This window comes from Streptococcus mitis (assembly GCF_023109515.1).
In the GTDB taxonomy this organism is placed as follows: domain Bacteria; phylum Bacillota; class Bacilli; order Lactobacillales; family Streptococcaceae; genus Streptococcus; species Streptococcus mitis_CS.
This window is the reverse complement of record NZ_JALDUM010000001.1, coordinates 1,019,069-1,037,648: the sequence shown is the minus strand read 5'-3', so window position 1 is coordinate 1,037,648 and position 18,580 is coordinate 1,019,069. Positions and strand designations below refer to the sequence as shown.

The following is an 18,580-nucleotide window of genomic DNA, read 5'->3' as shown; positions in this document are numbered from 1 at the left end:
AACCTAAGAAAGATATCCCAGGTTACCGCTTCGTAGAGACTAAGAAACTTCCAAATGGTGACATCGAACATGTCTACGAAAAAGTAACGCCACCAGCTCCAACACCTTCACCTGTTCCTCAACCAAATCCAGGTAATCAAAATATTACAACTTGGACAGATGAAAATGGTAATCCAGTGAAACCATCTGAGCCAGGTTCTAAGGAGCCAGGAACAATTCCAGGTTATGAATATGTGAAGACTGTGACGGATCCGAATGGAAGTATCAGACATATCTTCAGAAAAGTTCAAACTCCAACCCCAGTTGAACCAAGTCAACCAGTTGAGCCAGCAACTCCAGCAATGCCTGAACAGCCAGCTAAACCTCAAGTACCGGCTACTCCAGCACAACCAACAGCAGTCAAAGAAGCTGAAGGTAAGCGTGAATTGCCAAATACTGGTACAGAAGACAATGCTAGCCTAGCAGCACTTGGACTTCTCGGAGTATTGAGTGGATTTGGATTTGTAGCTCGCAAGAAGAAAGAAGACTAAGCTTTCTAATTAATATGATTTGTTTGCAATGAACATATCTGTTTAAACCTGATGAATCATTCGATTCATCAGGTTTTTTCGGCTCTTTGTCAACTGTATGCGTTTGATTATAGTTCATCAAAAACTAGATTAGAATTGTTAGATAATATCATTTTATGTTATAATGAAGAAAAAACAGAGGTGTTCAAATGTCAGAAGCAGGTCATAAGTTTTTAGCAAAATTGGGGAAAAAACGCTTACGTCCAGGTGGAAAACGTGCCACAGATTGGTTAATTGCGGAAGGAGGGTTTTCAAAAGAAAAGAGAATACTAGAGGTTGCGTGTAATAGGGGAACTACAGCAATTGAGTTGGCACAGCGTTTTGGTTGTAAGATAACTGCTGTTGATATGGATGCTCAAGCTTTAGAAGTGGCTAAAAAATCTGCTGAAACGGCAGGTGTTGCTCATTTGATCAGGTTTGAAAGAGCAAATGCAATGAAACTTCCTTATGAAGATGCTAGTTTTGATATTGTTATAAATGAAGCTATGCTGACTATGCAAGCCGATCAAGCTAAGAAAAAATGTGTAATGGAATATCTAAGGGTTTTAAAACCTGAAGGTCTTCTCTTGACACATGATGTGCTTCTTAAGGAAGCTAAAGAGTCTGTCAGACAGGAACTGTCACAAGCAATTCATGTAAATGTAGGTCCTTTAACTCAAGATGGTTGGGAACAGGTGATGATAGAATCAGGTTATTGTGATGTGAAAGTATTGACTGGTGAAATGACATTAATGAAATTATCAGGTATGATTTATGACGAAGGTTGGCTAGGAACTTTGAAAATTTGCGTAAATGCTTGTAAAAAGGAGAATAGAAAGCAGTTTTTAACTATGTATAAAATGTTTGATAAGAATAAAAAGAACTTGGGATTTATTGCGATGGCTAGTTATAAATCGTCAAATCGTTAGATAATCATTGAAGTTAACTTTTCCTTTTTTCTTTCTTAAAAAATATGCTATAATAGAGAGTAAAAAACTTTGAAAGAAAGAAAAAGATGAATTTAAAAGATTACATTGCAACAATTGAAAATTATCCAAAGGAAGGGATTACCTTCCGTGATATCAGTCCTTTGATGGCTGATGGAAATGCTTATAGCTATGCTGTTCGTGAAATTGTTCAGTATGCTACTGACAAGAAAATCGACATGATCGTAGGTCCTGAAGCTCGTGGTTTTATCGTGGGTTGTCCAGTGGCCTTCGAGTTAGGAATTGGCTTTGCCCCTGTTCGTAAGCCAGGTAAATTGCCGCGCGAAGTCATTTCTGCTGACTATGAAAAAGAGTACGGTGTTGATACCTTGACTATGCACGCGGATGCCATCAAGCCAGGTCAACGTGTTCTTATCGTAGATGACCTCTTGGCAACAGGTGGAACTGTTAAGGCAACTATCGAGATGATTGAAAAACTTGGTGGTGTTGTCGCAGGTTGTGCCTTCCTTGTTGAATTGGATGAATTGAACGGCCGTGAAAAAATCGGTGACTACGATTACAAGGTTCTTATGCATTATTAATGAAAAACAGTCCCTAGGGCTGTTTTCTCTACATTAGGATATAAAAATAGACTATAGCTAGTTAGAGAAAAACTATAATTGAAAACTATATCTTCTTACAGTATAATAAAGGAAACAAGTGTTTGCATTTTAACTCTAAACACAAGCAATTATTCCTGAAAATTACAGTTAGGAGAGGGTTATGCCGATTCGAATTGATAAAAAATTACCAGCTGTTGAGATTTTACGGACAGAGAATATCTTTGTCATGGATGATCAACGTGCGGCCCACCAAGACATCCGTCCCTTGAAGATTTTAATTTTAAATCTCATGCCACAGAAAATGGTCACAGAGACCCAGTTGTTGCGCCATTTGGCGAATACGCCCTTGCAACTGGATATTGATTTTCTTTATATGGAAAGCCACCGTTCTAAGACAACTCGTTCAGAGCACATGGAGACCTTTTATAAAACTTTTCCTGAAGTTAAGGACGAGTATTTTGATGGGATGATTATCACGGGTGCTCCAGTTGAGCATTTACCATTTGAGGAAGTGGACTATTGGGAGGAATTTAGTCAGGTAATCGAGTGGTCCAAGACCCATGTCTATTCGACCCTTCATATCTGTTGGGGTGCTCAGGCGGGACTCTATCTGCGTTATGGGGTTGAAAAATACCAGATGGACAGTAAGTTATCAGGTATTTATCCTCAGGACACCTTAAAGGAAGGTCATCTTCTCTTTAGAGGTTTTGACGATAGTTACGTATCACCTCATTCTCGGCACACGGAGATTTCTAAGGAAGATGTCTTAAACAAAACCAATCTCGAGATTTTATCAGAAGGACCTCAGGTTGGGGTTTCGATTTTGGCTAGTCGTGATTTACGAGAAATTTATAGTTTTGGGCATTTGGAGTACGACCGTGATACCTTGGCAAAAGAGTATTTCCGAGATTGTGACGCAGGTTTAAATCCACATATTCCAGAAAATTACTTTAAGGATGATGATGTCAACCAGACACCTTGTCTTTGTTGGTCTTCATCAGCAGCCCTCTTTTTCAGTAACTGGGTGAATTATGCGGTGTATCAGGAGACGCCTTTTGACTGGAGAAAAATAGAAGATGATGCATCTGCATTTGGGTATTTATAAGAGGAATTATGACATATTTAGACGCTTTTAAATCAGGGAACTTGGTTTTACCGAGTGCCCTGCTCTTGCATTTTAAGGAACTCTTTCCTTCTAGCGACGATTTTCTGGTCTGGCAATTTTTCTATTTGCAAAATACGACAGGTTTGGATGAAATGTCGCCAAGCCAGATTGCTGAAAGGATTGGTAAGGAAATTTCGGATGTCAATCAGGCTATTTCCAATCTAACGGAGAGGGGACTGCTTCAGTATCGTACTATCGAATTAAATGGCGAAATCGAATTGCTTTTTGATGCTAGTTTGGCATTGGAATGTTTGGATAATTTGCTTGGAGCTGCTCATTCAAGTTCAGACCAGTTGACACCTCAAAATCAGCTTAAGAATTTGGTGGAAACTTTCCAGCAGGAGTTGGGACGCTTGTTGACTCCTTTTGAGATTGAGGATTTGACCAAGACACTAAAGGAAGATGGGACCAGTGCTGACTTGATTAAGGAGGCTCTTCGTGAAGCTGTTTTGAATGGGAAACCAAACTGGAAGTACATTCAGGCGATTTTGAGAAACTGGCGTCATGAAGGTATCAAGAGTGTGGCTCAAATTGAGGCCAAGCGGGCAGAGAGAGAAGCAAGCAATCCTCAGTTGACACAGCTATCGACAGATTTCAGAAATGCTATGGATCTCTGGAAGGATTGATCGTTACAAGCAGGCTTGAAATCCGAGTAAGATTTGCAAGCTGTGTATAATTGTGATAAAATAAGTAGAAAATAAATTGAAAAAAGAGGTATGTGAAATGTCACGTAAACCATTTATTGCTGGTAACTGGAAAATGAACAAAAATCCAGAAGAAGCTAAAGCATTCGTTGAAGCAGTTGCATCAAAACTTCCTTCATCAGATCTTGTTGAAGCAGGTATCGCAGCTCCAGCTCTTGATTTGACAACGGTTCTTGCAGCTGCAAAAGGTTCAAACCTTAAAGTTGCTGCTCAAAACTGCTACTTTGAAAATGCAGGTGCTTTCACTGGTGAAACAAGCCCACAAGTTTTGAAAGAAATCGGTACTGACTATGTTGTTATCGGTCACTCAGAACGCCGTGACTACTTCCATGAAACTGACGAAGATATCAACAAAAAAGCAAAAGCAATCTTTGCAAACGGTATGCTTCCAATCATCTGTTGTGGTGAGTCACTTGAAACTTACGAAGCTGGTAAAGCTGCTGAATTCGTAGGTGCTCAAGTATCTGCTGCATTGGCTGGATTGACTGCTGATCAAGTTGCTGCATCAGTTATCGCTTATGAGCCAATCTGGGCTATCGGTACTGGTAAATCAGCTTCACAAGACGATGCACAAAAAATGTGTAAAGTTGTTCGTGACGTTGTAGCTGCTGACTTCGGTCAAGAAGTGGCGGACAAAGTTCGTGTTCAATACGGTGGTTCTGTTAAACCTGAAAACGTTGCTTCATACATGGCTTGCCCAGACGTTGACGGTGCCCTTGTAGGTGGTGCGTCACTTGAAGCAGAAAGCTTCTTGGCTTTGCTTGACTTTGTAAAATAATCAGTAGCAAAAGCTAGGTGGAACAGCATTGAGATGTCTGTTCCATTTTTTATAGGAGAGGAAAGATTGAAAACAAAGATTGGAAAAATTGGATTAGCAAGTATCTGCTTACTAGGATTGGCAACTAGCCAGGTCGCTGCAAATGAAACTGAAGTGGCAAAAACTTCGCAGGATGCAACGACAGTTTCAAGTAGTTCAGAGCAAAATCAGTCTTCTAATAAAACTCAAACGAGTGCAGGTGTAAAGACCACTGCTTCTGCCCACTGGGAGGGGGATTATTATGTAAAGGCTGATGGTTCCAAAGCCAAGAGTGAGTGGATTTTTGATAACTACTATAAGGCTTGGTTCTATATTAAGTCAGACGGTCGTTATGCTCAAAATGAGTGGCAGGGCAATTACTACCTAAAATCAGGTGGTTATATGGCCAAAAATGAATGGGTTTATGATAACGCCTATAAGAATTGGTTTTACCTGAAATCCGATGGTTCTTATGCTAACCAGGAGTGGCACTCTGTTGGAGGTAAATGGTACTATTTTAAAAAATGGGGCTATTTAGCTAAAAGTCAATGGCAGGGAAGTTATTTCCTAAATGGTCAAGGTGCCATGATGCAAAATGAATGGCTCTATGATCCAGCCTATTCGTCTTACTTCTATCTTAAGTCCGATGGTTCTTATGCAAATCAAGAGTGGCAAAAGATTGATGGCAAGTGGTATTATTTCAAGAAGTGGGGATACATGGCTCAAGATGAGTGGCATGGAAACTATTATTTGACAGGAAGTGGTGCTATGGCTACTGGTGAATTAGTCATGGATGATGCTCGCTATATTTTTTCTGACTCAGGTGAGTTAAAAGAAAAGAAAGACTTGAATGTTGGCTGGGTTCACCGAAATGGCAGACGTTATTTCTTTAACCATCGTGAAGAACAAGTTGGGACTGATCAAGTTAAAAAGGTCATCGATGTCAGTGAACACAATGGTCGTATCAGTGACTGGAAAAAAGTCATCGATGATAATGGAGTAGATGGAGTCATTGTTCGTTTGGGCTATAGTGGAACTGAGGACAAGGAATTGGCTCATAATATCAAGGAGTTAAACCGTCTTGGAATTCCTTACGGTGTTTACCTCTATACTTATGCTGAAAATGAGACCGATGCTGAGAATGATGCTAAGCAGACTATTGAACTCTTGAAGAAATACAAGATGAACTTGTCTTATCCAATCTACTATGATGTTGAAAATTGGGAGTATTTAAATAAGACCAAGAAAGCTCCGACCGACACAGCTACTTGGGTTAAAATTATCAATAAATATATGGAAACCATGAAGCATGCTGGTTACCAAAACGTGAAAGTTTATAGCTATCGTCAACTTTTGCAAACTCGTTTGAATCATCCTGATATTTTACAACATGTAAACTGGGTTGCAGCTTATACGGATGCGCTTGATTGGAATAATCCTCATTATTCAGGAGAAAAAGGATGGCAATATACTTCATCTGACTCTCTTAAAGGGATTCGAGGACGTGTGGATGTTAGCGTCTGGTATTAAGATGTAAAACTGAGAAAAGAGTGTACATTTGTATGCTCTTTTCTTTATTTTATCTCTGTTAAGAGAGATTGAAAGTGACTGGGTTTCATTCTAAAAAATTCTTAAATTATCAGTCTATTGCAACTTTTCTCATGTGAGTCATTTGGCTTGCTATTGGTTTTACTTAGTAGTATACTAAGGTAGTAATCATTAAGAAGTGGTTACAAAAAATAATAAACGAGGTAAAATAAAATGGTAGAATTGAAAAAAGAAGCAGTAAAAGACGTAACATCATTGACAAAAGTAGCGCCAGTAGCATTGGCAAAAACAAAGGAAGTATTGAACCAAGCTGTTGCTGATTTGTACGTAGCTCACGTTGCTTTGCACCAAGTACACTGGTATATGCGCGGTCGTGGTTTTCTTGTGTGGCATCCAAAAATGGATGAATACATGGACAGCCTTGATGGCTATCTTGACGAAATCAGCGAACGTTTGATTACACTTGGTGGCAGCCCATTCTCTACTTTGACAGAATTCCTTCAACATAGTGAAATCGAAGAAGAAGCTGGTGAATACCGTAATGTTGAAGAAAGCTTGGAACGTGTCCTAGATGTTTATCGTTATCTCATCACTCTGTTCCAAAAAGCTTTGGATGTTACTGATGAAGAAGGTGATGATGTGACAAACGATATCTTTGTTGGTGCTAAAGCTGAACTTGAGAAAACGGTTTGGATGCTTGCCGCAGAACTTGGACAAGCACCTGGTTTGTAAGAAATAGAATAATCATATAAAAATCTGTAGGATGCCTCTTACGGATTTTTTTCTATTCTGTAAGCTATTCCAAACCAGTCTTTTTTTGAGTTTTTTGATAAAATAGTACTATCAGTGAAAAGGATGGAAGCATGACTAAGAAAATTGTAGCTATTTGGGCCCAGGATGAAGAGGGTGTGATTGGTAAGGACAATCGTCTGCCTTGGCATTTGCCAGCAGAATTGCAACACTTTAAAGAAACAACTCTGAATCATGCTATCTTGATGGGGCGTGTGACCTTTGACGGGATGGGGCGTCGCTTGCTTCCAAAACGGGAGACTTTGATTTTGACTCGTAACCCAGAAGAAAAGATAGATGGGGTTACTACTTTTTATGATGTCCAGTCTGTCTTGGACTGGTATCAGGGGCAAGACAAGAATCTCTATATTATTGGCGGGAAGCAAATTTTTCAGGCTTTTGAACCCTACCTTGATGAAGTGATTGTGACTCAAATTCATGCTCGGGTGGAAGGAGATACCTATTTTCCTGAAGAGTTTGACTTATCTCTTTTTGAGACGGTTTCAAGCAAATCTTATACCAAAGATGAGAAGAATCCTTATGATTTTACCATTCAATACCGCAAGAGAAAGGAAGTCTAATGGAACGTAGTATATTTGGTTTTTTCACAGCCATGCTGTGTTTGGTCTGCTTGCTTGCAGGAGCACAGGCTTTTCGTAAAAAGCGTTATGGACTTTCTGTCCTGCTCTGGTTAAATGCCTTTACCAATTTGGTCAATAGTGTCCATGCTTTTTACATGACCTTATTTTAGATAGAATGACAGTATAGAATAGAACGGAAGGAAATCATGCCTACAAATAGGAATAATGATATGATGGTTTATTGCTCATTTTGTGGCAAAAGCCAAGAAGAAGTACAAAAAATAATCGCTGGGAACAACGCCTTTATTTGTAATGAATGTGTGGAGTTGGCTCAGGAAATCATTCGGGAGGAGTTGGCTGAGGAAGTCTTGGCAGACTTGTCTGAGGTTCCAAAACCAATCGAACTCCTCCACATCTTGAATCACTATGTAATCGGTCAAGATCGTGCCAAACGTGCCTTGGCAGTAGCTGTTTACAACCATTACAAACGCATCAATTTTCACGATACACGCGAAGAATCAGAAGATGTGGATTTGCAGAAGTCAAACATCTTGATGATTGGGCCAACCGGTTCAGGAAAAACTTTTCTTGCCCAGACCTTGGCTAAGAGCTTGAATGTACCTTTTGCGATTGCGGATGCAACAGCTCTGACTGAGGCTGGTTATGTGGGTGAGGATGTGGAAAATATCCTCCTCAAACTCTTGCAGGCTGCTGACTTTAATATTGAACGTGCAGAGCGTGGGATTATCTACGTGGATGAAATTGACAAGATTGCTAAGAAGAGCGAGAATGTCTCTATCACACGTGATGTTTCTGGTGAAGGGGTGCAACAAGCCCTTCTCAAGATTATCGAGGGAACTGTTGCCAGCGTACCGCCTCAAGGTGGACGCAAGCATCCACAACAAGAGATGATTCAAGTGGATACTAAAAATATCCTTTTCATCGTGGGTGGTGCCTTTGATGGCATTGAAGAAATTGTCAAACAACGTCTGGGTGAAAAGGTTATTGGCTTTGGTCAAAATAACAAGGCGATTGATGAAAATAGCTCTTACATGCAAGAAATCATCGCTGAAGATATTCAAAAATTCGGGATTATCCCTGAGTTGATTGGACGCTTGCCTGTCTTTGCAGCCCTTGAGCAATTGACAGTCGATGACTTGGTTCGCATCTTGAAAGAGCCAAGAAATGCCTTGGTGAAACAATATCAAACCTTGCTTTCTTATGATGATGTTGAGTTGGAATTTGACGATGAAGCCCTTCAAGAGATTGCCAATAAAGCCATCGAACGTAAGACAGGGGCGCGTGGTCTTCGCTCCATTATCGAAGAAACCATGCTAGACGTCATGTTTGAAGTACCGAGTCAGGAAAATGTGAAATTGGTCCGCATCACAAAAGAAGCTGTCGATGGAACGGATAAACCGATCCTAGAAACAGCCTAGAGGTGATTATGGAACTTAATACACATAATGCTGAGATCTTGCTCAGTGCAGCTAATAAATCCCACTATCCGCAGGATGAACTGCCAGAGATTGCCCTAGCAGGGCGTTCCAATGTTGGCAAGTCTAGCTTTATCAATACCATGTTGAACCGCAAGAATCTAGCGCGAACTTCAGGGAAACCTGGTAAAACTCAGCTTCTCAACTTCTTTAATATCGACGACAAGATGCGTTTTGTGGATGTGCCTGGTTATGGCTATGCTCGTGTTTCTAAAAAGGAACGTGAAAAGTGGGGACGCATGATTGAGGAGTATTTAACAACTCGGGAGAATCTCCGTGCGGTGATCAGTTTAGTTGACCTTCGTCATGACCCGTCAGCAGATGATGTCCAGATGTACGAATTTCTCAAGTATTACGAGATTCCGGTTATCATCGTTGCAACTAAGGCGGACAAGATTCCTCGTGGTAAATGGAACAAGCACGAATCAGCAATCAAAAAGAAATTAAACTTTGACCCAAGTGATGATTTCATCCTCTTTTCATCTGTCAGCAAGGCAGGGATGGATGAGGCTTGGGATGCAATCTTAGAAAAATTGTGAGGAAAAGAAAATGGCAAAAACAATTCATACAGATAAAGCTCCAAAGGCTATCGGACCTTATGTTCAAGGAAAAATCGTTGGCAACCTTTTGTTTGCTAGCGGTCAAGTTCCCCTATCTCCTGAAACTGGGGAAATCGTTGGAGAAACCATCCAAGAACAGACAGAACAAGTCTTGAAAAACATTGGTGCTATTTTGGCAGAAGCAGGAACAGACTTTGACCATGTTGTCAAAACAACTTGCTTCTTGAGCGATATGAACGACTTTGTTCCTTTTAACGAGGTTTACCAAACGGCCTTCAATGAGGAATTTCCAGCTCGTTCAGCTGTGGAGGTGGCTCGTCTTCCTCGTGATGTAAAAGTCGAAATCGAAGTCATCGCAGAGATTGGATAAGCTAGTTGAAGTTTGGTTCGGCCAAACTTCTTTTGATATAAGGAGAAAAAGATGACAAAGAAACAACTTCACTTAGTGATTGTGACAGGGATGAGTGGTGCAGGGAAAACTGTGGCCATTCAGTCCTTCGAGGATCTAGGCTATTTTACCATTGATAATATGCCGCCAGCTCTCTTGCCTAAGTTTTTACAGTTGGTTGAAACCAAGGAAGACGACCATAAGTTAGCCTTGGTAGTGGATATGCGTAGCCGTTCTTTCTTCTCAGAGATTTCAGCTGTTTTGGATGAGTTGGAAAATAAGGAAGAACTGGATTTTAAAATTCTCTTTTTGGATGCAGCTGATAAGGAATTAGTTGCTCGTTATAAGGAAACCAGACGAAGCCACCCTCTAGCAGCAGACGGTCGGATTTTGGATGGAATCAAGTTGGAGCGTGAACTCTTGGCACCACTGAAAAACATGAGCCAAAATGTGGTGGATACAACTGAACTCACTCCACGTGAACTGCGTAAAACCATTGCAGAACAGTTTTCAGATCAGGCACAAACCCAGTCTTTCCGTATCGAAGTCATGTCTTTTGGCTTTAAATATGGAATCCCGATTGATGCAGATTTAGTCTTTGATGTCCGTTTCTTGCCAAATCCATATTACCTTCCAGAACTGAGAAACCAAACGGGTGTGGATGAACCTGTTTATGATTATGTCATGAACCATCCTGAATCAGAAGACTTTTATCAACATTTATTGGCCTTGATTGAGCCGATTTTGCCAAGTTACCAAAAGGAAGGGAAGTCTGTTTTGACCATTGCCATGGGTTGTACGGGTGGGCAACACCGTAGTGTGGCCTTTGCTAAACGCTTGGCGCAGGACTTATCCAAGAATTGGTCTGTCAATGAAGGGCATCGCGACAAAGACCGAAGAAAGGAAACGGTAAACCGTTCATGAGAAAACCAAAGATAACGGTGATTGGTGGAGGAACTGGAATCCCCGTCATTCTTAAAAGTCTGCGGGAAAAAGATGTGGAAATCGCTGCTATCGTAACGGTGGCAGATGATGGTGGTTCATCAGGTGAACTCCGAAAAAATATGCAGCAGTTGACACCGCCAGGCGATCTTCGCAATGTCCTTGTGGCTATGTCGGATATGCCTAAGTTTTATGAGAAGGTCTTTCAGTATCGCTTTTCTGAGGAAGCCGGAGCCTTTGCTGGTCATCCGCTGGGAAATCTCATCATTGCTGGCTTGTCAGAAATGCAGGGATCGACCTATAATGCCATGCAGTTACTGAGTAAATTTTTCCACACAACTGGAAAGATTTATCCTTCAAGTGACCATCCTTTGACCCTTCATGCAGTCTTTCAGGATGGAACAGAAGTGGCTGGAGAGAGCCATATTGCAGATTATCCGGGCATGATTGACCATGTCTATGTGACCAATACCCTCAACGATGATATACCTCTTGCCAGCCGTCGAGTAGTGCAGACCATTCTTGAAAGTGACATGATTGTCCTCGGGCCTGGTTCCCTCTTTACCTCGATTTTGCCCAATATCGTGATTAAAGAAATCGGGCAGGCACTTTTGGAAACTAAGGCAGAAATCGCCTATGTCTGCAATATCATGACCCAACGTGGGGAGACGGAATATTTTACAGATAGCGATCACGTGGAAGTTTTGCATCGCCATCTTGGCCGACCTTTTATCGATACTGTCTTGGTGAATATCGAAAAAGTCCCTCAGGAATACATGAATTCCAACCGTTTTGATGAATACTTGGTGCAGGTGGACCATGATTTTGCTGGTCTTTGTAAGCAAGTTCCGCGTGTGATTTCATCCAACTTTCTTCGTCTGGAAAATGGGGGTGCCTTCCACGATGGAGATTTGATTGTGGATGAATTGATGCGGATTATACAGGTGAGAAAATGAGTTTCACAGTAGCAGTAAAAGAAGAAATTCTAGGTCAGCACCATCTAAGCCGGCATGAATTATCTGCCATTATCAAGATGTCTGGTAGCATCGGTCTCTCGACTTCGGGCTTGACCTTGTCCGTCGTGACAGAAAATGCCAAACTGGCTCGTCACCTCTATGAGTCCTTTCTCTATTTTTATGAAATCAAATCAGAAATCCGCCATCACCAACGGAGTAATCTTCGCAAGAATCGCGTCTATACCGTTTTTACTGATGAAAAGGTGCAGGATTTGTTGAGCGATTTGCATTTGGCCGACTCTTTCTTTGGCCTGGAAACAGGTATTGATGAGGAGATTTTATCAGACGAGGAAGCCGGTCGTGCTTATCTTTGTGGCGCTTTCTTGGCAAATGGAAGCATTCGTGACCCTGAATCAGGTAAGTACCAGTTGGAAATCAGTTCTGTTTATCTGGACCACGCGCAAGGGATTGCCTCACTTCTCCAGCAATTTTTACTGGATGCCAAGGTGCTTGAGCGTAAGAAGGGGGCAGTGACCTACCTCCAGCGAGCTGAAGATATTATGGACTTCTTGATTGTCATCGGAGCTATGCAGGCGCGTGATGATTTTGAGCGGGTTAAGATTTTGCGAGAAACTCGTAACGACCTCAATCGGGCCAATAATGCCGAGACAGCCAATATTGCTCGGACAGTTTCTGCCAGCATGAAGACTATCAACAATATCAGTAAAATCAAAGATATCATGGGCTTAGAAAATCTGCCAGTGGATTTGCAGGAAGTAGCACAGTTGCGGATTCAGCACCCAGACTACTCTATCCAGCAGTTAGCAGATAGTCTCAGCACTCCCCTTACAAAAAGTGGTGTCAACCACAGACTCAGAAAGATAAACAAATTAGCCGATGAACTATAAAACCACGAATCCTATGTGACTCGTGGTTCTTTTTTTATAAACTAGTAGAGTGTTTTGGTTGTACTTTTTGCTCAGGGTCGATGTAGTTGATAGCATTGTTGACAGCAGTTGGAGCTTCTCCGAGGCCTGTCGCAATCAGATCAATTTTTCCTTCATAGTAGCAACAGTCACCGATAGCATAGATACCTGCTTTGCTGGATTCCTGTTTGCTGTTGACGATAATCTTGTGACGGTTGAGGTCCAGACCCCAGTTTTTAAGGTTACCGACAGAAGATTTGAAACCATAGTTGACAAAGAGGTGGTCTAGGTCAATAGTTTCTGTTTCATCAGATTTAACTTTTGTGATTTCCAACTTGTCAAGCGTTTTTCCATCTCCAAGGAGTTGGCTAGGGACGAATGGTGTCTTGATGATCACAGAAGATTCCTGCAAAGCTTGGACACTGTGTTCCAAGGCGCGGAAATTATCTCTGCGGTGAACAAGGGTAGTTGGTGCAATTTTTTCAAAAGCCAAAGCCCAATCCACAGCCGAGTCTCCTCCACCAAGAATCGTCACTTTCTTACCAGCATATTGCTGGATGTTGGAAACGTGGTAGTGGATATTTTCATAGTCTTCAACGCCTTCTAGTTCCAGAGGACGTGGTTTGAAGGCACCGCCCCCCATAGCGATGATAACAGTTTTAGACAGGTGACTTCCTTTAGAAGTTGTAATTACAAAGCCTTCTTCTTGTTTTTCAATCTCAAGAACCGTTTCATTGAGATGAATAGGGGTATCAAAGCCGTTTAACTGTTCAATCAAGCGGTTGGTCAACTCTTCTCCAGTCAGGTTTGGGAAACCTGGTACGTCTAGGATTTCCTTTTCAGGATAGAGAATAGCAGGCTGTCCACCTAGTTGAGGAAGGGAATCGATGATTTGGACCTTTGCTTGGCGTAGGTGGGCGTAAAAGGCCGCAAAAAGCCCGACAGGACCGCCACCTACAATAGTGATATCATAGAGTTGAGACATGGTTTCTCCTTTGTTTTTTCTAGTCATACTCTTCGAAAATCAAATTCAAACCACGTCAGCGTCGCCTTACCGTACTCAAGTACAGCCTGCGGCTAACTTCCTAGTTTGCTCTTTGATTTTCATTGAGTATCAGTTTATTTTATCATATTTTTTCTTTAATTTAAAATGAAGTAGGATAGGGAAAAAAATGCCAGAAAAATGGTATAATAGAAAGGAACGTGTTTGGACAGAGAGGAGACAGCAGATGAACTTTCAACAATTATCCAACCTGCAATATTGGACTAGCTTGTTTTCTAGTCCTTGGAGTATTGCCATCAATGTGTTTGATATTTTGATTGTGGCCTATATTTTATATCGTTTTACAAAAGCGATAGCTGGCACCAAGATTATGATTTTGGTGCGTGGGGTCGTGATCTTTGTATTAGCCCAGGTTGTGGCCAATATCCTTGATTTAACAACGATTTCTTGGTTGATTAATCAGATTATCACCTATGGGGTTATTGCTGCGGTTGTTATCTTCTCTCCAGAGATTCGGACTGGTTTGGAACGCTTGGGAAGGGCGACAGATTTCTTTTCTACTGCTCAAATTAGTGCAGAGGAGCAAATGATTCGTGCCTTTGTCAAGTCGGTTGAATATATGAGTCCTCGTAAGATTGGTGCTCTGGTTGCCATCCAACGAGTTCGGACCTTACAAGAATACATTGCGACAGGGATTCCTTTGGATGCCAATATTTCAGCTGAACTCCTTATTAATATCTTTATCCCCAACACTCCCCTACACGATGGTGCTGTGATTATCAGAGAAAATCGAATAGCAGTAACCTCTGCCTATCTTCCCTTGACAGAAAGCACAGGGATTTCCAAGGAATTTGGGACCAGACACCGGGCGGCTATCGGTTTGTCAGAAGTATCCGATGCCTTGACCTTCATCGTCTCAGAGGAAACAGGAGGCATTTCTATTACCTATAACGGTGTTTTCAAGCACGACTTGACGATTGAAGAATTTGAAGCAGAGCTACGAGCAATTCTTTTGCCGGCTGTTGAGGAAAAAGTCAGTTTCAAGGATCGTTTGCTAGGAGGTTGGAAATATGAGAAAAAATAGTCTATATATCATTTCATCTCTCTTTTTTGCTTGTGTCTTATTCATTTATGCAACGTCAACCAACTTTCAAAATAGCAATACCGCAAGGCAGGTCAAATCAGAAACCTACACCAATACGATAACGAACGTTCCTATCGATATTCACTATGATAATGACCAGTATTTCATTAGTGGATTTGCATCAGAAGTTTCAGTGATATTAACCGGAGCTAATCGTGTGACCTTGGCCAGCGAAATGCAGGAGAGCACTCGTAAGTTTAAGGTCACAGCGGATTTGACGGATGCCAGTGTTGGAACGATTGAAGTTCCCTTGAATATTGAAAATCTTCCAAGCGGATTGACCGCTGTGGCAACGCCTCAAAAGATTACAGTGAAAGTTGGGAAGAAGGTTAAGCGAGATGGGATGATTGTTGTGCCACAAGTTGACCAAAGCCAGATTGATTCCAAGCTACAAATTGATAGTGTAACCGTGTCAAACGAACGAGTTTCTGTCACAACTGACCAAGAAACACTAGCTAAAATTGATCGTATTATTGCGCTTTTACCAACTAGCGAACGGATAACAGGTAATTACAGTGGTTCAGTACCTTTGCAGGCAATCGACCGTAATGGTGTTGTCTTACCAGCGGTGATTACTCCATTTGATACGACAATGAAGGTCACTACAAAACCTGTGGGTACAAGTTCAAACACATCAAATTCAACTACAAGCAGTTCGTCGGAGACATCTTCGTCAACGAAAGCAACTAGTTCAAAAACGAATTAAAAATAGGAAAAGGATTTTATAAAAATGGGTAAATATTTTGGGACTGATGGAGTCCGTGGAGAAGCTAACGTAGAATTAACGCCAGAATTGGCCTTTAAACTAGGACGTTTTGGAGGCTATGTTCTTAGCCAACATGAAACGGAAGCACCGAAAGTTTTTGTAGGACGTGATACACGTATTTCTGGGGAAATGTTAGAATCTGCCTTGGTGGCAGGTCTCCTCTCTGTAGGGATTCACGTCTACAAACTTGGTGTCCTTGCAACACCAGCAGTAGCTTACTTGGTAAAAACTGAGGGAGCCAGTGCAGGTGTCATGATTTCTGCTAGCCATAACCCAGCCCTTGATAATGGAATTAAGTTCTTTGGTGGTGATGGTTTCAAACTAGATGACGAAAAAGAAGCAGAAATTGAAGCCTTGCTAGATGCTGCGGAAGACACTCTTCCTCGTCCAAGTGCTGAAGGCTTGGGAACCTTGGTAGATTATCCAGAAGGTTTGCGTAAGTATGAAGGATACCTTGTTTCAACTGGAACTCCTCTTGATGGAATGAAGGTTGCCTTGGATACAGCCAATGGTGCAGCTTCTACAAGTGCCCGTCAAATTTTTGCAGATCTTGGTGCTCAATTAACGGTTATCGGGGAAACACCAGATGGTCTTAACATCAACCTTAATGTTGGTTCAACTCACCCAGAAACCCTTCAAGAAGTGGTCAAAGAAAGCGGATCAGCTATTGGTTTGGCCTTTGATGGAGACAGTGACCGTTTGATTGCTGTTGATGAAAATGGGGATATCGTTGATGGTGATAAAATCATGTACATCATCGGGAAATACCTTTCTGAAAAAGGACAATTGGCTCAAAATACAATCGTGACAACTGTTATGTCCAACCTTGGCTTCCACAAGGCCTTGGACCGTGAAGGTATTAACAAGGCAGTCACTGCAGTTGGCGACCGCTACGTTGTTGAAGAAATGAGAAAATCAGGCTACAACCTTGGTGGTGAACAGTCTGGTCACGTCATCTTGATGGACTACAATACAACAGGTGATGGTCAATTATCAGCTGTCCAATTGACAAAAATCATGAAGGAAACTGGTAAGAGTTTGTCAGAGTTGGCAGCAGAAGTAACCATCTATCCACAAAAATTAGTCAATATCCGAGTGGAAAATGCCATGAAGGAAAAGGCTATGGAAGTGCCAGCTATCAAGGATATCATCGAGAAGATGGAAGAAGAAATGGCAGGGAATGGCCGTATCCTAGTACGCCCAAGTGGAACAGAGCCCCTTTTGCGTGTTATGGCAGAAGCGCCTACAACAGAAGAAGTGGACTACTATGTTGATACCATCGCAGACGTAGTTCGAGCTGAAATCGGGATTGACTAAATCCTAGAAAACTAGATGAAAATAAAAAATTATGGTACAATAGCTTATAATATTGTAGCCAAGGGAGAAAGACATGAATCTTAAACGTGAACAAGAATTTGTTAGTCAGTATCATTTTGATGCGCGTAATTTTGAATGGGAAAATGAAAATGGAGCTCCTGAAACTAAGGTGGATGTGAACTTCCAATTAATTCAACATGACCAAGAAAATCAAGTGACTTCCTTGATTGTTGTCTTGAGTTTTATGATTGTATTTGATAAATTTGTCATTAGTGGAACCATTTCACAGGTGAATCATATCGATGGTCGTATTGTTAACGAACCAAGTGAATTGAACCAAGAAGAAGTGGAAACCTTGGCTCGTCCATGTTTGAACATGCTCAACCGTTTGACTTACGAAGTAACTGAAATTGCATTAGACTTACCAGGAATCAATTTGGAGTTCTAATATGAAATTAGCTGTTATCACAGATTCCTCTGCCTATCTCAGTGCAGAGGCCTTGCAAAGAGAAGATTTATATGTCTTGGATATTCCTGTCAATATTGATGGTGAGGAGTATGTCGAAGGTATCAATCTGACTGCTGAGGAATTTTACCAAAAAATGGCTCAGGCTTCTGAATTGCCTAAGACCAGTCAACCAAGTATTGCCAAGTTAGATGAGATTCTAACTTCGCTCAAAGAACAAGGTTATACACATGCTTTGGGGCTTTTCCTATCTTCTGGAATTTCAGGTTTTTACCAAAATATCCAGTATATGATAGAAGAATATGAGGGTTTAACTATTGCTTTCCCAGACACTTTGATTACAAGTGCTCCTCTGGGTATCATGGTTGAAAGTGTCTTTAACTGGCTAGACCAGGGTGATGACTTTGCCATTATTCAGGATAAGCTAGCTATTCAAATTAGTCACACATCTGCTTTTATCATGGTGGATGATTTGGATCATTTGGTAAAAGGGGGGCGCCTTTCAAATGGAGCTGCGATTTTGGGCAATCTGCTAAGCATTAAGCCAATCCTCTATTTCAATGATCAAGGTGTGATTGAAGTTTACGAAAAAGTTCGTACTGAAAAGAAAGCAACTAAGCGCTTAATTGAGATTATCAAGGAAGCCACAGCTTCAGGCCAATACCGTATCATTGTCATTCACGGGAATGCTCCTGAAAAGGCTGAAGAATTGCGTCAGCACTTACTTGAATCTGGAGTAGGTACGGATATTTCACTTGCTACATTTGGTAGTGTCATTGGAACCCACCTAGGAGCAGGAAGTATTGCTCTAGGTTATATTCCAGTGATTTAGTTGGGACTTTTAGCTTAGTTAAGAAGTTAGCAAATGAACACGCCTGGAACCCTGTGTGAAAAAGATAGTTCTTCCAAGGAGTAGACACTTCTTGATCAGAACTC

22 protein-coding genes are annotated in these 18,580 nt (G+C 41.3%); 21 read left to right on the top strand and 1 reads right to left on the bottom strand.

Features of this window, described 5'->3' with window-relative positions:
- The 16 genes from M1G05_RS05115 to whiA all read left to right on the top strand — a co-directional run.
- Positions 1 to 530 (top strand): LPXTG cell wall anchor domain-containing protein (locus M1G05_RS05115; protein WP_247953256.1); only part of this gene is annotated, 530 nt, incomplete at its 5' end.
- A gap of 188 nt (positions 531 to 718) precedes the next feature.
- Positions 719 to 1,477, top strand: a complete 759-nt coding sequence (locus tag M1G05_RS05110) for a class I SAM-dependent methyltransferase (protein WP_125454985.1) — start codon at positions 719 to 721, stop codon at positions 1,475 to 1,477.
- An 86-nt stretch (positions 1,478 to 1,563) separates the two neighbouring features.
- Entirely contained in the window at positions 1,564 to 2,076 is a 513-nt protein-coding gene (locus M1G05_RS05105; RefSeq protein WP_001049318.1) for an adenine phosphoribosyltransferase, read from the top strand.
- 181 nt (positions 2,077 to 2,257) lie between these two features.
- Positions 2,258 to 3,202 carry a homoserine O-acetyltransferase MetA gene (gene metA / locus M1G05_RS05100; protein WP_247953255.1) on the top strand — a complete coding sequence of 315 codons (945 nt, stop codon included), beginning with the start codon at positions 2,258 to 2,260 and terminating at the stop codon, positions 3,200 to 3,202.
- A gap of 8 nt (positions 3,203 to 3,210) precedes the next feature.
- Positions 3,211 to 3,888, top strand: a complete 678-nt coding sequence (locus tag M1G05_RS05095; RefSeq protein ID WP_247953254.1) for a DnaD domain-containing protein — start codon at positions 3,211 to 3,213, stop codon at positions 3,886 to 3,888.
- Positions 3,889 to 3,985: 97 nt separating this feature from the next.
- Positions 3,986 to 4,744 carry a triose-phosphate isomerase gene (gene tpiA, locus M1G05_RS05090; RefSeq protein WP_049540866.1) on the top strand — a complete coding sequence of 253 codons (759 nt, stop codon included), beginning with the start codon at positions 3,986 to 3,988 and terminating at the stop codon, positions 4,742 to 4,744.
- A 33-nt stretch (positions 4,745 to 4,777) separates the two neighbouring features.
- Positions 4,778 to 6,292: a GH25 family lysozyme gene (gene lytC / locus M1G05_RS05085; protein WP_227326167.1), complete on the top strand. Its 1,515-nt coding sequence runs from the start codon at positions 4,778 to 4,780 to the stop codon at positions 6,290 to 6,292.
- A 231-nt stretch (positions 6,293 to 6,523) separates the two neighbouring features.
- Positions 6,524 to 7,042, top strand: coding sequence for a Dps family protein (locus M1G05_RS05080; RefSeq protein ID WP_000229886.1), 519 nt, complete (start codon positions 6,524 to 6,526; stop codon positions 7,040 to 7,042).
- 131 nt (positions 7,043 to 7,173) lie between these two features.
- Positions 7,174 to 7,680: a dihydrofolate reductase gene (locus tag M1G05_RS05075; RefSeq protein ID WP_247953253.1), complete on the top strand. Its 507-nt coding sequence runs from the start codon at positions 7,174 to 7,176 to the stop codon at positions 7,678 to 7,680.
- The gene (locus M1G05_RS05070; RefSeq protein ID WP_000442261.1) at positions 7,680 to 7,850 is read left to right on the top strand and encodes a hypothetical protein; all 171 of its coding nucleotides are present in this window, start codon (positions 7,680 to 7,682) and stop codon (positions 7,848 to 7,850) included. The genes M1G05_RS05075 and M1G05_RS05070 overlap by 1 nt, the downstream gene beginning before the upstream one ends.
- 36 nt (positions 7,851 to 7,886) lie before the next feature.
- Complete coding sequence (gene clpX, locus M1G05_RS05065; RefSeq protein WP_012972566.1) at positions 7,887 to 9,119, top strand: ATP-dependent Clp protease ATP-binding subunit ClpX; 1,233 nt, start codon at positions 7,887 to 7,889, stop codon at positions 9,117 to 9,119.
- A gap of 8 nt (positions 9,120 to 9,127) precedes the next feature.
- Complete coding sequence (yihA, locus tag M1G05_RS05060) at positions 9,128 to 9,715, top strand: ribosome biogenesis GTP-binding protein YihA/YsxC (protein ID WP_196311795.1); 588 nt, start codon at positions 9,128 to 9,130, stop codon at positions 9,713 to 9,715.
- 10 nt (positions 9,716 to 9,725) lie between these two features.
- Complete coding sequence (locus M1G05_RS05055) at positions 9,726 to 10,106, top strand: RidA family protein (RefSeq protein ID WP_001140423.1); 381 nt, start codon at positions 9,726 to 9,728, stop codon at positions 10,104 to 10,106.
- A 51-nt stretch (positions 10,107 to 10,157) separates the two neighbouring features.
- Complete coding sequence (gene rapZ / locus M1G05_RS05050) at positions 10,158 to 11,048, top strand: RNase adapter RapZ (RefSeq protein ID WP_247953252.1); 891 nt, start codon at positions 10,158 to 10,160, stop codon at positions 11,046 to 11,048.
- Complete coding sequence (locus M1G05_RS05045; RefSeq protein WP_247953251.1) at positions 11,045 to 12,022, top strand: YvcK family protein; 978 nt, start codon at positions 11,045 to 11,047, stop codon at positions 12,020 to 12,022. Before rapZ ends, M1G05_RS05045 begins: the two co-directional genes overlap by 4 nt.
- Positions 12,019 to 12,930 (top strand): DNA-binding protein WhiA, encoded by a 912-nt coding sequence (whiA, locus tag M1G05_RS05040; RefSeq protein ID WP_173875914.1) that lies wholly within the window; start codon positions 12,019 to 12,021, stop codon positions 12,928 to 12,930. The genes M1G05_RS05045 and whiA overlap by 4 nt, the downstream gene beginning before the upstream one ends.
- Positions 12,931 to 12,964: 34 nt before the next feature.
- Here the strand turns inward: whiA and M1G05_RS05035 are convergent, their stop codons facing one another.
- Positions 12,965 to 13,933 (bottom strand): NAD(P)/FAD-dependent oxidoreductase, encoded by a 969-nt coding sequence (locus M1G05_RS05035; protein WP_247953250.1) that lies wholly within the window; start codon positions 13,931 to 13,933, stop codon positions 12,965 to 12,967.
- Between the two features lie 244 nt (positions 13,934 to 14,177).
- Here M1G05_RS05035 and cdaA point away from each other — a divergent pair, with 244 nt between their 5' ends.
- The 5 genes from cdaA (at position 14,178) to M1G05_RS05010 (ending at position 18,476) form a co-directional block, all read left to right on the top strand.
- Positions 14,178 to 15,035, top strand: coding sequence for a diadenylate cyclase CdaA (gene cdaA, locus M1G05_RS05030; RefSeq protein ID WP_125448153.1), 858 nt, complete (start codon positions 14,178 to 14,180; stop codon positions 15,033 to 15,035).
- Positions 15,022 to 15,801, top strand: a complete 780-nt coding sequence (locus M1G05_RS05025; protein WP_125393245.1) for a CdaR family protein — start codon at positions 15,022 to 15,024, stop codon at positions 15,799 to 15,801. Before cdaA ends, M1G05_RS05025 begins: the two co-directional genes overlap by 14 nt.
- 24 nt (positions 15,802 to 15,825) lie before the next feature.
- Positions 15,826 to 17,178: a phosphoglucosamine mutase gene (gene glmM / locus M1G05_RS05020; RefSeq protein WP_247953249.1), complete on the top strand. Its 1,353-nt coding sequence runs from the start codon at positions 15,826 to 15,828 to the stop codon at positions 17,176 to 17,178.
- 73 nt (positions 17,179 to 17,251) lie between these two features.
- Entirely contained in the window at positions 17,252 to 17,626 is a 375-nt protein-coding gene (locus M1G05_RS05015) for a DUF1149 family protein (RefSeq protein ID WP_001050081.1), read from the top strand.
- Position 17,627: 1 nt separating this feature from the next.
- A complete protein-coding gene (locus tag M1G05_RS05010) occupies positions 17,628 to 18,476 on the top strand; it encodes a DegV family protein (RefSeq protein ID WP_247953248.1) in 849 nt (282 codons plus the stop codon).
- Positions 18,477 to 18,580 lie beyond the last annotated feature (104 nt).